Origin of the sequence: Serratia sp. CY84636 (assembly GCF_052166245.1) — a bacterium.
In the GTDB taxonomy this organism is placed as follows: Bacteria; Pseudomonadota; Gammaproteobacteria; order Enterobacterales; family Enterobacteriaceae; genus Serratia; species Serratia nevei.
In genome coordinates this window covers 1526778-1540753 of the sequence record NZ_JBJNOX010000002.1, presented here as the reverse complement: position 1 = coordinate 1540753, position 13976 = coordinate 1526778, and the positions used below count along the sequence as shown (strand labels likewise).

11 protein-coding genes are annotated in these 13976 nt (G+C 55.1%); 10 read left to right on the top strand and 1 reads right to left on the bottom strand.

The genetic code is table 11. From position 1 onward, the window contains the following. Positions 1 to 103: 103 nt before the first annotated feature. Both ACJ8QI_RS11805 and ACJ8QI_RS11800 read left to right on the top strand, forming a co-directional pair. Positions 104 to 736 carry a helix-turn-helix domain-containing protein gene (locus ACJ8QI_RS11805; RefSeq protein WP_038872328.1) on the top strand — a complete coding sequence of 211 codons (633 nt, stop codon included), beginning with the start codon at positions 104 to 106 and terminating at the stop codon, positions 734 to 736. 273 nt (positions 737 to 1009) lie between these two features. After that, a complete protein-coding gene (locus ACJ8QI_RS11800) occupies positions 1010 to 1972 on the top strand; it encodes a hypothetical protein (RefSeq protein ID WP_442532525.1) in 963 nt (320 codons plus the stop codon). A gap of 50 nt (positions 1973 to 2022) precedes the next feature. Here the strand turns inward: ACJ8QI_RS11800 and ACJ8QI_RS11795 are convergent, their stop codons facing one another. Further along, positions 2023 to 2457 carry a DoxX family protein gene (locus ACJ8QI_RS11795; RefSeq protein WP_060420434.1) on the bottom strand — a complete coding sequence of 145 codons (435 nt, stop codon included), beginning with the start codon at positions 2455 to 2457 and terminating at the stop codon, positions 2023 to 2025. Between the two features lie 1676 nt (positions 2458 to 4133). On the opposite strand from ACJ8QI_RS11795, the gene ACJ8QI_RS11790 reads away from it, so the two are divergent. From ACJ8QI_RS11790 to tssH, 8 genes are all read left to right on the top strand, one after another. Continuing rightward, a complete protein-coding gene (locus ACJ8QI_RS11790) occupies positions 4134 to 5099 on the top strand; it encodes an ImpA family type VI secretion system protein (RefSeq protein WP_060439586.1) in 966 nt (321 codons plus the stop codon). A 24-nt stretch (positions 5100 to 5123) separates the two neighbouring features. Continuing rightward, positions 5124 to 5681 (top strand): type VI secretion system contractile sheath small subunit, encoded by a 558-nt coding sequence (tssB, locus tag ACJ8QI_RS11785; protein ID WP_038872309.1) that lies wholly within the window; start codon positions 5124 to 5126, stop codon positions 5679 to 5681. Next, positions 5678 to 7204 carry a type VI secretion system contractile sheath large subunit gene (gene tssC / locus ACJ8QI_RS11780; protein ID WP_019456177.1) on the top strand — a complete coding sequence of 509 codons (1527 nt, stop codon included), beginning with the start codon at positions 5678 to 5680 and terminating at the stop codon, positions 7202 to 7204. The genes tssB and tssC overlap by 4 nt, the downstream gene beginning before the upstream one ends. A gap of 231 nt (positions 7205 to 7435) precedes the next feature. Further along, a complete protein-coding gene (locus ACJ8QI_RS11775; RefSeq protein ID WP_004935369.1) occupies positions 7436 to 7960 on the top strand; it encodes an Hcp family type VI secretion system effector in 525 nt (174 codons plus the stop codon). 81 nt (positions 7961 to 8041) lie between these two features. Further along, positions 8042 to 8488: a type VI secretion system baseplate subunit TssE gene (locus ACJ8QI_RS11770; protein WP_038872306.1), complete on the top strand. Its 447-nt coding sequence runs from the start codon at positions 8042 to 8044 to the stop codon at positions 8486 to 8488. 11 nt (positions 8489 to 8499) lie between these two features. Continuing rightward, on the top strand, positions 8500 to 10341 hold the full coding sequence (gene tssF / locus ACJ8QI_RS11765; RefSeq protein WP_055317104.1) for a type VI secretion system baseplate subunit TssF: 1842 nt from the start codon (positions 8500 to 8502) through the stop codon (positions 10339 to 10341). Beyond that, positions 10334 to 11362 (top strand): type VI secretion system baseplate subunit TssG, encoded by a 1029-nt coding sequence (gene tssG / locus ACJ8QI_RS11760; protein WP_070914588.1) that lies wholly within the window; start codon positions 10334 to 10336, stop codon positions 11360 to 11362. The genes tssF and tssG overlap by 8 nt, the downstream gene beginning before the upstream one ends. Positions 11363 to 11378: 16 nt before the next feature. Beyond that, on the top strand, positions 11379 to 13964 hold the full coding sequence (gene tssH, locus ACJ8QI_RS11755) for a type VI secretion system ATPase TssH (RefSeq protein ID WP_060420440.1): 2586 nt from the start codon (positions 11379 to 11381) through the stop codon (positions 13962 to 13964). The last annotated feature ends 12 nt before the right edge of the window (positions 13965 to 13976 follow it).

The following is a 13976-nucleotide window of genomic DNA, read 5'->3' as shown; positions in this document are numbered from 1 at the left end:
CCCCGGCTTTCCTCTGCGCAGTGAACGCGGTGATAGTGTACTGTTGCCCGCGGGTAAGGTAATTTGCTGATGGCAATGACGACTGACGCGGGGGCTAATGGGCATGAACGAGAAAATCGACTATCACATCGAGAAATACCATTTCGCGCCGCTGGATGAGGCCCCGCGGCTTGCGCACCAGTGGAGCGAGGTGCTGAACGAGTGCCGCGAGACGCAGGCCGGAGCGGAGGAGCGTCTGCGCATTGCGCTGCTCAACGTGGATTATGTGACCAGTTTCGAACTGCCTTTCCGGTTATTGCTGGTGCGGGCGCCGCAGCTGATCGCCGGAATACGGGAGGAGCTGCCGCTCAGCCAGAAGAATGTGGTGTTCAACGGCAAGCGTTTCGGCTGCGTCTACAGCCTGAAAAGCGATTTGAGCGGCGTGCCGGAGGCCTTTCAGTACAGCCTGTCGACCCGCATTCACCGCCGGGCGGCATCGGGCGTGGACGCGCTGCCATACCGGGAAATCGCCAAGGCGCTCAAGGCGCCGCGTGAGCGGCTCAGGTTGGCGCTCGAGCAAGGGCTGCCGGTAACGGCGCTGGACGGATTGTTCTGGTTCGGCATCCAGCGTATTGCCGCCGAGGTGCGCAGGCTAAGAAAAACCGGCATGGCGATCGTGACGGCGGAAACGGAGATCTTCGACACCCTGACCGGCACCACGCGCAAGGTCCCGGTGTACCGCCTGGCCGAGAGTTAATGGCCGATCGCCGGCGGTTCAGACTATAAAGCTTGATTCCCGCCGGGCTTTGCCTGGCTCTTCCAGGTTCTTTTTTTACCCGCATCTCCTCGCCGCTCGGCAAGCAAACCGACGCGACGTATTCCTCAAACCTGAACCGTGTTCGTTCTGCCGCTGCACAACGCAAACGACGGGCCACCGCCGATAGCCGGTGCCACGATGGTGTTTCCGGTCGGCGGCGTCGTTTGCCGCCCACCTTTGGCTAACATCGACGAGGGTTTGAAGGAGAAGAGTATGTTGAAACGTTTTGCACTGCTGTGCTGGTGCCTGTTCGGCGCTAACGCGCTGGCGGCGGGCCCCAATGCCAATATCAAGTATTACGGCTATGACTGGCTGGACTTTTATGAAACCGCCACGCCGTCTTTCAGCGCCACAGAAGCGCTTAAGGCGATTACCGACACCGGCTTCAGTATGACCAATCTGAATGTGGTGCACACGATGGCAAGCCTTAATCTGCCCGTTTGCGCCGGTGGCACCTGCGCCGTGAACATTCAGGCTGGCTCGGGGGCGGTATCGGGATCGCCGTTTATCGATATCTGCCCTGGGGCGGTCTCGAACAGCAGTTGCCAGGCCGCAGGTTCCTGGAACGCTATCTGGACGGTGGTCAAGAAGATCGCCGAAGCTAAATATAAGCCGGGCGCCATTTATTTTATCGATGAGCCGTTCGACGTTCCTGCCTTACAGACCGCGGGGAAATATGACGCTTACCAATACTCCAGCTATGTTTGCACCCTGCGGCAGGCTATGCAGCAGTATGGGGTCGCGATCCCCGTCTATACCATCTTGTCCTACCGGCATGCCAACAACGCTGAATGGATCCGTGAAATACAGCAGGGCGCACCCGCGACCGCGTGCCCGGCCAACGTCAAAAGCACGCCCGATTGGGTTGGGGTGGATAACTACAACTGGTCGGTGGCGGATATGTGGAGTACCTACAATCGCCTGGCGCCGATAAGCGCAGCCGGGCAAAAGTGGGTGTTGGTACCGCCCTCTACGGCGTCGTTAGGAATGAACGACCAGCAACTTCATGCGCAAATTCAACTGTATTGGGATTTCATTAATCGGTATCCGACTGCGCCCGTGGTTTATATCATGAACTGGCGGTTTGATCGCGCGGTCACCGAGAACCGCGCGGTCTTCCCCGAATCGACCGCCTTATTATCTTTCATGGCGAACACGCTGCTCACCAAACCTTAAGCGTGCACAAAGGAGGTTCGAATCAGGAACCTCCTTAATTATGGTATCGCTTACCGATAGGCTTCATTGCGCGCAATCGCGTATTTGCCGCTGCCCAGCAGCAGGATGGCAAGCCCGCCCATAAAGAACACCAGTTCGTTTTCAATGCCCCAGGCGCCGACGTCGGTAACGGTGAATACCTTGCCAGTGCCCACCATCAAAAATGCCACCACCAGCGTAAAGGCGTAAACCAGCGCGGCGGGGCGGGTGAACAGCCCCAAAATGATCAGTATCGGCGCCAGGATCTCGCCCACGTACACGCCATAGGCGATGAAGGCGGGCAGCCCCTGTTCCTGCAGCGCGCCGGCGATCCAGCCGACGCCATGCTGAATTTTCGCTACGCCGTGAAACAGCATCAGCCCGCCGAAGGTCAATCTGAGCGCCAACTTGCCGGCGTCCGGGCGATCAAAAAGACGAGTGAATGCCGCATTCAGTGATTTAACCATGGCCTTTTCTCCTGAATAGGAATGATTTTCAATCAATGTACCAGTCAGGTGAATGCGAAAGATGTCCTGGATCAGTAAAACGGTGGGCTTCGCGCCGACTTTTCGCGTGAGGTGGAGGGATAGTTGAAAGGCGGCGGCTCTCTCAGGGAGCGCACGTTCAAGGAGGCAGGGGAGGTTACGTTCCGCTTTTTCACCCGCAGTAACATTCTCACACCGGCTGAACGTAGGGTAAAAAAAGTCTCTGGGCCGTTTTCATGCGTTACCTGGCTATGCGGCTGCACATTCTTTTTATGTCTGTTTTTACCCCCGGAGTCGCGGCGGCGGCACTGCGTGAGGATGGCGGCAACATAAAGATCAATAAGGTTTTTTTCCTTAATAATAATCGACGACGCGCGTGTAATATAACCCTATAGGGTTAATATTGTTTTTATTTTGTACCGCTAACTAATTAGCGGTTCTTTTTCGCGATCTTATTGGGAATTATCTTGCTTATTTTGTTTTGCGAAAGTTGATCCTGTGGGAAGGAATGTTGCCCGTTGCATTTATTTCCGATTTTTTCCTTGTTTTTTGATGTGAATTCAACGGTGAAGAGATTTCGACTGATTTTATGAGTGGCATTATGAACGGCTGTAAACTTTGGTGAACTATTTTTATCAGACTAAAAATAATAGAAATACTGTTTTTTCAAGTTATTGAATTGTTTAATAACTGTATATTATTTTGTTAATTTTTTATTAAAAAAATAATATTTTTCCTTGATATTGGTTTTGGCTTTGCTAGTATCAAATTAGTGGTCTTATCAGTTAGGAAAACATCCCTTGAGCATGGAGTGGATCGCTGGCCATAACGGGGTTATCGCCGTCACAAGATTGAAGTGGTTATTTTGCCGGCAGGTGAAATGATATTATTCATACCACTTTATCGAACCCAGCGATTTTTTAGATGCTGACTCAGTGCTGGCCTGGCGTAAAAGAATACGTCGGTGAATGGGGGGTGAATCTTAAGTTAATCTGATCATTACCCTGGGTTAACTATAAAAAATGTGCTTTATCAACCCAGCTGTTTGCGTGCCAATACCGTGTTAGGTGCGCCACGGCGGAATGTTAACTCAGAACCTAAGCTTTAAAATTAATAATCAAAACTCTCGCCAAATTGTTTATTTTCACACCAGGTTTCGCATTTGTAAGTACTGAGTGCTGGAAATGAAAGTCACACTGTCATCGTGTTCTCATGATCATTGCGTGCTACCCGATCGCAAGAAACGAATGACTGTCATGCTTGTATGAAAAAATTTCACTATTTACCATGGTTACCATTTGATTGTTAAATTATTTGTATTCTGAGGTTTTATTGGAATTATCCTACCAACGGAGAAACGTTGTTTTTAGGGCATTTTTTGATTTTTTTCCTATTATTAGCTTGCATAATTATTGTTTGTAACTTATTGATTTTAAAATGGAAAAATAAATATGTAAATGTAAAATAGTTTAAACCGATCACTGAGTTTTTATTGATAGGTTTAATCTATTATTGTTGTTAATATTAATACATCTAAACAATTTGCGGGCTTGGTGACGACTAATTACGCTAAAAGGACTCTGGGAAAGACTGGCGAATGTAAAAGCCCATTTTTATAGGCTTTATGTTTGTAGTGCTGATGAAAAGGATATCAGGCCATGAATGAAGTCATCTCAACAGCAGTTAACGGCGTCGAATTTGACCCTCGATACAGTGAAATTGAATTCACGTTATCGGAATTTGACAGCCAAACCGATCCGCTGAATGCCGTGGATAATGCACGCGACATCAATTGGCATGCTATTCGCGAGCAATCCGCCGCCTTACTTGAACAGTGCTTCGATTTACATGTCGTGCTGTGGTTTATGCGCGCTAACCTTCATATCGATGGTTTTTCGGCTGTCTATCAAGGCATCAGGGCTATCGACGGCAAATATGCCGAAGAGGGGAGCACCATTTTCCCTCAGGCCGATATGGAGCCGGCGACGGACAGCTTCCATGCGGCCGCGTTAGGCTGGCTCGCTACCTCGTCCTGCCTGCACGAAATCAAAAACAGCAAGATCTTCCCCGATACGCCGTTAACCACCGATGAACTGCTCAATATGCGAATGGACGAGCAGGAAGGCAAAAGCCTGCATTTTTCGGAAGTGGTGAAGGTGTTGGGGCAGGCTGACAGCTATTTTGCCGGCAGAAATATGCCGTCATTAAAAGAACAGCTGTCGCAGGGAATCGACGCCTTGGAGCGCGTGGAAAACTACGCCAACCTGCAGGCTGAAGATTACCGTCTGGACTGCCGCCAGGTACGCGACTATTTAGCGCTCTTCAGCCGCCAACTGCTCTCTCTCGAACAGCAGGAATTGCCGGAGGAGATCGGCGCTGCGCCGGCCGACGCGGAAGCGGCGGAGGCGCCGGCCACCCTGCCTGGCAAATATATCCGTTCCCGGCAGGATGTCATCTTGCTGTTGGACCAGGTTTTGGACTATTTCCAAAACTATGAGCCCAGCCATCCGGCCCCCATTCTCATTCGACGTTCACAAAAAATGATCGGTATGGACTTCGCGACGATTGTTGAGGAGCTTTTGCCGGAATCTCTGGCCTCGTTAAATCAATTGTCCGGGAAGTAATTTTTCTCACAAAGGAGTTTTCCAATGGCTAAGGACTCAAGCTCTCAGAAATTTATCGGTAAAAATAACGCGCCCCGCGTGCAAATTGAATATGACGTAGAGCTCTACGGTTCACAAAAGAAAGTAGAGTTACCTTTTGTCACGGGGGTCATGTCCGATCTCTCTGGGCATCGGAAAAAACCTTTGCTGCCGATCGAAGAGCGAAAATTCCTGACGTTCGATCAGGACAATTTCAACGATCGCATGCGGGCCATTAAACCTCGTCTTCAATTTTACGTGGAGAATACCTTGAGTGAGGACGATGCGCTGCTGGACGTGGAATTAGAGTTTGAATCGATGGAGGATTTTTCGCCCGGCGCCATCGCCAAACGGGTTCCGCAGATGCAACGCCTGCTGGAGGCCCGCGAACATCTCACGGAACTGATCACGTATATGGATGGCAAATCCAGCGCGGAAGAGGTGGTGAAGAATCTGCTGGAGAAGCCCGATTTTCTGCATCGTTTGGTGACGGATGCACGTAAAACGGTCGCGGATGCGGAACAGGATGTGCAGGATTCCGGGAATAAAGGAGATGAGGAATGAGAGCGAGGCAACGACGCTATTCAGCTAAGCAGCAGGCAACGGCGGTCGCTGAAGTTGAAACGCAGGAAACGGAAAACGAGCTTGACGGTCTGCTCAAGCGTTCGTTCCGGCCCAGAACGAACGAGGCCTCAGAAGCGGTTCGTCGGGCCATCGGCACGCTGTCCGAATATGCCAACCAGGGCAAGGTCAAGGTCAGCCAGGATGTCGTATTGACCATTGAATCGCTGATCGCCCAGATCGACGAGCAGCTTTCGCAGCAGATGAACAATATCTTGCACCATAAGGAGTTCCAGAAGCTGGAGTCCGCCTGGCAAGGTCTGAGTTATCTGGTCGACAATACCAACGTCAGCGAAACGCTGAAGATTCGGGTATTGAACATCAGCCAGGATGAGCTGACGCGCAATCTGCGGCGCTACCGAGGATCGGCCTGGGATCAAAGCCCGGTGTTCAAACAAATTTATGAACAAGAGTATGGCCAGTTCGGTGGCGAGCCGTTCGGCTGCATCATCGGCGATTTTGAGTTCGATCACAGCCCGATGAGCGTGACGCTGCTGACGGAGCTGGCGAAAATTTCCGCCGCCTCGCACTGTCCGTTTATTTCCGCCGCTTCGCCGTCGCTGCTGCAGATGAGCAAGTGGAACGAATTGGGCAACCCGCGGGATATCGGCAAGATTTTCACCACGCCGGAATACGCTTCCTGGCGCCGCCTGCGCGAAAGCAACGATTCGCGTTATCTGGTGCTGACCATGCCGCGTTTCCTGTCGCGTTTGCCTTACGGTGCGAAGACCAACCCGATCGAAGAGTTCGCCTTCGAGGAGGCCGTCAGGCCAGATATGGATGATGATTTCTCCTGGGCCAACTCGGCGTATGCGATGGGCGTCAACATCAACCGCGCCTTCCATGAGTACGGCTGGTGTTCGAAAATCCGCGGCATCGAATCCGGCGGCTCGGTGGAGGAACTGCCCGCCTACGCGTTCCCTTCCGATGAGGGCGGTTATGAGCTGACGTGCCCGACGGAGGTCGCCATTTCCGATCGGCGCGAGCAAGAGCTGTCAGACGCCGGGTTCTTGCCTTTGGTGTATCGCAAACATTCTGATTTCGCCGCCTTTATCGGTTCTTGCACCATGCATGCCCCGGCGAAATATGAAGATCCGGATGCGACGGCCAACGCCAAGCTTTCCTCCCGGCTGCCGTACATTTTTGCCACGTGCCGCTTTGCACACTATTTGAAATGCATCGTACGCGACAAAATCGGTTCTTTCCGTTCCAGAGACGATATGCAGCTGTGGCTGAATGACTGGCTGATGAATTACGTGGATGGCGATCCTTCCGTGTCGACGGAAGCGACGAAAGCGCGTCGTCCATTGGCCGCCGCCGAAGTTCGCGTTGAGGATGTTGAAGACGATCCGGGTTATTACCGCGCACATTTCTATTTGCGCCCGCATTACCAATTGGAAGGCATGACCGTGTCCTTGCGATTGGTATCAAAACTTCCGTCAGCCAAAAAAGATGGGAGCAGATAAGTCACGGCTGGTCATTGGTTTGGATATTGCCGACGTTAATTATTAAATGGCGTGGGTGAGAATTGATATTTCATTGAAATTTAGCGGCGTTATTCTCTGCGCCATGGCTATTTATTAATGGCTAATGGGTTCCCATTGTCGCTATTTCAATGATTGCGTAGGCAATATAACGACTTATCTGAGTAGACATTTCAATTAACGTAGTAGGACCTATCAGTCAAGGAGACAAAAATGAGCACTAAAGCTTTAGTAGACTATTTTTTGAAGATTGAAGGTGTTGACGGTGAATCCCCTGACCAAACTTATCCGGGATGGATTCAGCTGCAAGCCTGGCAATGGGCGGAGGAAAATGCCGGGCGCTGGGGATTCGGCAGCGGCGGTGGTTCCGGCAAAGTCGAAATGAAAGACTTTGAATTCCGTATGGTAAGCAATAAGGCTTCGCCGAAGCTGTTTCTGATGTGCGCCACCGGCGAGCATATTCCTCAGGCAAAACTTGTTTGCCGTAAATCAGGCCAGGGTCAGCAAGATTTTATTGCCGTGACCTTCAGTAACTGCCTGGTTTCCTCATTCAAGACCGTGGGTAATATGCCGCTGAACTCCACCATCGGTACTGAAATCGATACCGTGCTGCCCACCGATGTTATCAAGCTGAATTTCGCACGTATCGAAGTTGAGTACAAAGAGCAAAACAACGATGGCTCCATGGGTGCGGTGATTAAGACGGGGTATGACCTCAAGCTTAACGCCCGCATCTGATCATTGATGTCGTAACACTTATTGCAGGCCGTCTGCCCGCAGATCTTGCGGGCAGACACACTCATTACCGCGAGGTGTTAAATGAAAGCGTCATTACCCATGCTATTCGATAAGCTCAGCGTGAGAAGTCAAAGCGGCAGCGCCGATAATTGGCGGCGCGTCCTGGTGCGCGATATCGAATTCTTATTGAATGACGCATCGCGCAGCGCAGATTTAAAACTTCACGATTATGCGCACAGCGAAAGCTCGGTATTGAATTATGGCCTGCCGTCGCTGAGCCAACGAATACCGATTAATACCGATCCGCTAACGCTGGCGAGACATATACAAAGAATCATTACGTCTTTTGAGCCACGGCTGGATCCGAAAACGATTCGCGTGGTGCCGGTAGTGAATGAGCGTCAATCGTATGTATTGGCGATCTTATTCGATATCTATGGCACCTGCTCATTACCGGGTGACGAAATGCTGGTGAATTTGCGCATAGCTCTTGATTATTCCTGTGGCGCCGTACACGTATTTGATTAATAGAGGTGACTATGTTCAGTGAGCGTTTTCTCCAATTATATAATGATGAGCTGCGTTATTTTCGCGAGGCCGGCCGTCAGTTCGCCTCTTCGCATCCCCAGGTCGCTCAGCATTTAGGCATGCATATCGACGGCGTGCTGGATCCTTTCGTCGAGCGCCTGTTGGAGGGCTCTGCTTTTCTTTGCACCCGCATCCAGGAAAAGCTGAACAACGAACAGCCAGAATTCGCCTTGCAAATGCTTTCGCGCCTGGCGCCCTTGTGGTACACGCCGGTTCCCGCGATCGCCACCGTCGCGATTAAGCCCGATCTCTCTTTTCCCCAGTGGCACAGCCAGGTTGACCTGCCGCGCGGGAGCCGCATGACCCTGAACGATATCTCGCTGAACAACAAACCCGCCACGTTCACCACGGCGCGGCATATTAAAGTGCAGCCCGTTGAGATTGCACTGGCGGAATGCGAAATCTTGCCGCCTCACCATTTGCCCGACGGTGCCGCCAGGCATATGCAAGACTGTTCGGCCTACGTCAGAATCGGCCTGACCACGCACGGCGTGTTGCCCGTCTCGGAACTGGATCTCGAGCCGTTGCACCTGACGTTGGCGGAAGATACGGTGCGGGCCAACCAGCTGATGGCCGCGCTGCTTAATCGCACCTTGCGCATCGTGCTATGGGCGAAAAACGACGATCGGCCGGTCATCAAAGTCTTGCAACCGGAAAGCCTGCGTCTGGGCGGCGTCGGCGACGAAGAGGCGCTGTTGCCCACCGCGGTGGGGGAATTGCCCGGCAACCGCCTGATGCGCGAGTACTTTGCGGCGCCGAGCCGCTTCTTCAGCCTGGAGCTGCATGGCGTGCGGGACTTTCTGCGCCAATGTGAACGCGTCCATGAATTCGAGATTTTGTTCGCGCTTGAGCAACGCCCGCTTACGCTGATCGGTCGCGTCAACGCCAGGGATTTTCATCTTTTCGCGACCCCGGTCATCAACCTGTATCGCCGCCATTGCTCGCCGGTGCTGCTGACGGGAGAGCGCACGGAGCATCAGCTGGTGGTCGATCGTTTGAACACCTCGCTGTATGAGATTCATAGCGTCAAACAGGTGAAGGGCATGCTGCCCGACGGCAACCCGGTGATTTTCTCTTCGCTGCAGGCCGACGTGCACTACGACTGCGAGCGGGAGCCGGCCGGCTATACGTTACACCGCCGCCGGGAACCGTCCCCATCCAAATACAACAACCCGCACCTGCCCAACGAAGATACCTTTATCGCCATTTCGCCGGGCAAAAGCGGCATCGACATCGATGACATCACGTCGCTCAGCGTCGAGGCGCTGGTCTGCGAACGGCATCTGGTGCCTGCGCACCTGCAGCAACCGCATTTCCAGCTGGAAACGGCGATGCCGATCCATCAGGTGGAGATCGTCCGCTATCCGAGCAACCCCGTCGCGGTGCCGAACATCAGCCAGGCGTGGCAAGCGATCCAGATGCTGGCCTCCAATCCTTTGCGCCATGCGCGCCCTGACGTGCAGGATTGCTCGGCGCTGTTGCGCGACTGGCTGTCGTTGTTCTGCCATCAGGACGACTCCAGCCAGCGCAAACGCATCGCCAGCATCAAAAACGCCTGGGTGGAGCACCACTTCGAACGCAATCAGGGGCCGGGGCCGCTGGCCTGGATCCGCGGGGCCGAGATCGCCGTCAACCTAAGCGCCAACCATCATGCCGATCACGGCGCCTATCTGTTCGGCAAAATATTGCACCACGCGCTGAGCCAATACGGCGACCTGAACCAAACGTTGAGCATGAAGCTGTTGCTGGATGGGGAAACCCACGCCGACTGGGGGGCGCTCTACTATGGCTGATATGTCGCTGATGCGCGAAACGGCGCTGTCGTTGGAACAGGCGCCGGCGCCGGGGGCCCAAGGCGAAAGCCTGGGCCAGGCCGAAATCCGCGGGCTGTCCAATCGGCAGGATTTCTTCGAGCTGTTGCGGCGCATCGAGCGTGCGCAGCCGGATGCGCCGCGGCTCGGCGTCTCCAACGATCGCAGCCGCGAAAGGCTCTGCATCACCCAGCCGGCGGATATGGGCTTTGCCTCGCGTGAAATCGCCTCCATCGTACAACGCCCTACGCAGGTGCTGATTCAGGCGCGGCATTTCGGCATGTTCGCCCCTTACGGCCCGCTGCCGATCCATGTGACCGAGCACGCGCGCACCGAAGTCATCGCCAGGCGCAATCAGGCGTTCCAGCAGTTCGTCGGCATCGTCAGCCAGCGCTTCGCCGTACTGCATTACCGGGCCTGGGCGCAGCTGAAGGCGATGATCGGGCATGACCATGACGATGACAAAAACCCGTTTTTGCATCATCTGCGGCAGACGGTGGGCGTCGACACCACGTTGGCCGTGAACCCGCATATCCAGCGCCTGCGCGAAGCCTACCCCGGCATTTATCTGCCGGGCCGCCGCTCGCTGCGCCAGCTTAACAAGATGCTGGCGGCCTACTTCGCGGTTCCCATCGAAATTACGCCGCGCTACGCCAAATGGATCGACGACGGCAAAAAAAACGGCAGCCAAAAGCTGGGCAAGCTGGGGAGCACGCGCATCGGTAGCCGCTTTTTCGATGCCCAGTACGGCGCGCATATTCAAATCGGGCCGCTGGGGGCCCCGCATTATCAGCAGTATCAGCGCGGCAGCCGGCGGCTGCAGGCGCTGGTGAGCATCTGCCATGACTTCACGAGCCATCAGCTGATGTTGGACGTCAGCCTGCTGATCGCCACGGAGCCGGGCATGGCGGCGCAGCTGGGCGGCAAGTCGCTGAGTAAAGACAGCTGGCTGAAACCTAAGACAGGGACGTTTAGGCAGCTGGTTTATCAATCAACAACTTAATATAAGGAAATTTAAGGTGTATCAACGAGAACGTCTTTTTTCGCGATTGGGCCACTTTGCTTATCAGTCCTTCGTTGAAGCCACCAAGCTGTGCCGGACCTTCAGGCACGAATACGTGGAGCTTGAACACTGGCTGAAAGTCCTGGTGGACAAAGAACGCGGCGACTTGCCGCTGATCCTGGCGCACTACGCGATCAATATTCAGCGCGTAAGCGATGCGTTGGATCGCATTCTCCATACCTTGCCAAACCGGACGAATGCGGTGGTGGATCTGTCGACGCAGTTGGAAACGGTGGTGGAAAGAGGGCTGCTGATGAGCCAGCTCGCCGAAACGCCGTCCGGCGGCGTGCGCACCATCCATATCCTGGTCGGCATTCTGCAGGATCCCACGCTGCAGCGCAGCCTGTACCGGCTGAGCGAAGAGTTTAAAAAACTGCCGATCCCGCAGCTGTTCGACGACTACCCGGCGATTCTGGCGGAGTCTGTCGAACACGAGGAGGAAGAAGAAGAAAGCTACGGCGCGCTCGGCGAGGCGCCGGATGCGCCCGAGACGGTCGAGATACTCGATAAATGGTGTGCGGACCTGACTCGTCAGGCGCGCGACGGTGAAATTGACCCGGTGATTGGCCGCGAAGCGGAGCTGCGCCAGGTGATCGACATTTTGCTGCGCCGTCGGCAGAACAACCCGATTTTGGTGGGCGAAGCCGGGGTCGGCAAAACGGCCGTGGCGGAAGCGCTGGCCTGCAAGATAGCCCAAGGGCAGGTGCCGCCGCTGCTGCAGGGCGCCCGGCTGCTGTCTTTGGATCTGGGGCGCATGCAGGCCGGGGCGAGCATGCGGGGCGAATTCGAATCGCGCCTGAAAGCGCTGATCGACGCCATTGCGCATTCGGCCGTGCCGGTGATTTTGTTCTGCGACGAGGCGCATACGCTGGTGGGCGCCGGCGGGCAGGCCGGCACCGGCGACGCCGTCAACCTGTTGAAACCGATGCTGGCCAGGGGCGCGCTGCGCATGGTGGCGGCGACCACCTGGTCGGAATACAAACAGTTCATCGAGCCGGATGCCGCGCTGACGCGCCGTTTCCAGTACGTGCTGGTTTCAGAGCCGGACGAAGAGAATGCGGTGAACATGATGCGCGCCATCGCCCCGCATTTTGCGCAGCACCACAGCGTCAAGATCCGCGAGTCGGCGCTGCAGGCGGCGGTGCACTTGTCGCTGCGCCATCTGCCGTCGCGGCAGCTGCCGGACAAGGCCATCAGCCTGCTGGACACCGCCTGCGCGCGGGTGGCGCTGAGCCAACATGCGCAGCCTGAAAAAATCGAGTCGCTCGAGGCCGGGCTGGCGGTGAAGCGTACCGAAATGCACGGCCTGCAGGAAGAAAGCAAATTCGACGATCTGGCGCTCACCCGCATCAGCGAATTGCAGCAGACGCTCAGCGAGATGGAAGGAGAGCTGGATGCGCTGCGTCAGCGGCAGGCGCAGGAGCAGCAGGCGGTCACCACCTTGCTCGATGCAGAGCAGCAGTCGCCGGATCGTTTGCCGCAGCTGGCTACCGAGTTGGGCGAGCTGCAGGGCGGCGGTCTGCCGCTGGTGTATCCGTGGGTGGACGATCGCGTCGTGGCGGAGGTGCTGTCGGATTGGACCGGCATCCCCACCGGCCGCATGCTGCAAAGCGATCTGGACAATGCGCTCAACCTCAACCAACTGCTGAGTCGCCAGATTTTCGGCCAGCAGACGGCGATCGACGAAATCGCGCAGGCGGTGAGGATCTCCCGCGCCGGCATCCAGGCGCACGATCGGCCGTTGGGCGTTTTCATGCTGTCCGGCCCGAGCGGCGTCGGCAAAACGGAGACCGCGTTCGCCCTGGCGGAGGCGATGTACGGCGGCGCGCATAACCTGATCGTCTTCAATATGAGCGAGTTTCAAGAGTCGCACACCGTCTCCACGCTGAAGGGGGCGCCGCCGGGCTATGTCGGCTATGGCAAGGGCGGCAAATTGACGGAGGCGGTGCGGCGCAAACCCTATTCCATCGTGCTGCTCGACGAATTCGACAAGGCGCATCCCGATATCCATGAAGCGTTCTATCAAGTCTTCGACAAGGGCGTGATGGAGGACGGCGAGGGCCGCATGATCAGCTTCCGCCAGTGCTTTATTTTGATGACCAGCAACATCGGCGCCGGCGAAATAGAAGCGACGCTGGCGGAAACGCCGGAGCTGAAAACCGAGGCGCTGCGCCCGATGCTGCACGACGTCTTGGCGCGCTTTTTCCCGGCGGCGCTGTTGGCGCGCATGAACGTCATTCCTTACGTGCCGCTTTCCACCGAAGCGATAACCCATATCGCCACCAAACAGATTTCACGTTTACAGCAGCGTTTGCACAAAGAAGTGGGCGTGTCGCTGGTGCTGGAGGGCGACATCCCTGGCTGGATCGCCAAACGCATCAGCGCCCATCCATCGCGCGGAAGAGCGGTCGAGTCGCTGCTGCAGCAGGCGATCTTGCCGCCGATCAGCAATGAAGTGCTGCAGCGCAAACGGACGGGACAGGAACTGCAGAATATCCAACTCATGGTCGAGAACGATAGCTTAAGTGTTTATTTCGACTGATTTTTAATTTAC

What these genes read in the sequence shown, in the direction of transcription:
- ACJ8QI_RS11805 (WP_038872328.1), top strand. Translation starts at nt 104, where the DNA reads ATGAACGAGAAAATCGACTATCACATCGAGAAATACCATTTCGCGCCG.
- ACJ8QI_RS11800 (WP_442532525.1), top strand. Translation starts at nt 1,010, where the DNA reads ATGTTGAAACGTTTTGCACTGCTGTGCTGGTGCCTGTTCGGCGCTAAC.
- ACJ8QI_RS11795 (WP_060420434.1), bottom strand. Translation starts at nt 2,457, where the DNA reads ATGGTTAAATCACTGAATGCGGCATTCACTCGTCTTTTTGATCGCCCG.
- ACJ8QI_RS11790 (WP_060439586.1), top strand. Translation starts at nt 4,134, where the DNA reads ATGAATGAAGTCATCTCAACAGCAGTTAACGGCGTCGAATTTGACCCT.
- tssB (WP_038872309.1), top strand. Translation starts at nt 5,124, where the DNA reads ATGGCTAAGGACTCAAGCTCTCAGAAATTTATCGGTAAAAATAACGCG.
- tssC (WP_019456177.1), top strand. Translation starts at nt 5,678, where the DNA reads ATGAGAGCGAGGCAACGACGCTATTCAGCTAAGCAGCAGGCAACGGCG.
- ACJ8QI_RS11775 (WP_004935369.1), top strand. Translation starts at nt 7,436, where the DNA reads ATGAGCACTAAAGCTTTAGTAGACTATTTTTTGAAGATTGAAGGTGTT.
- ACJ8QI_RS11770 (WP_038872306.1), top strand. Translation starts at nt 8,042, where the DNA reads ATGAAAGCGTCATTACCCATGCTATTCGATAAGCTCAGCGTGAGAAGT.
- tssF (WP_055317104.1), top strand. Translation starts at nt 8,500, where the DNA reads ATGTTCAGTGAGCGTTTTCTCCAATTATATAATGATGAGCTGCGTTAT.
- tssG (WP_070914588.1), top strand. Translation starts at nt 10,334, where the DNA reads ATGGCTGATATGTCGCTGATGCGCGAAACGGCGCTGTCGTTGGAACAG.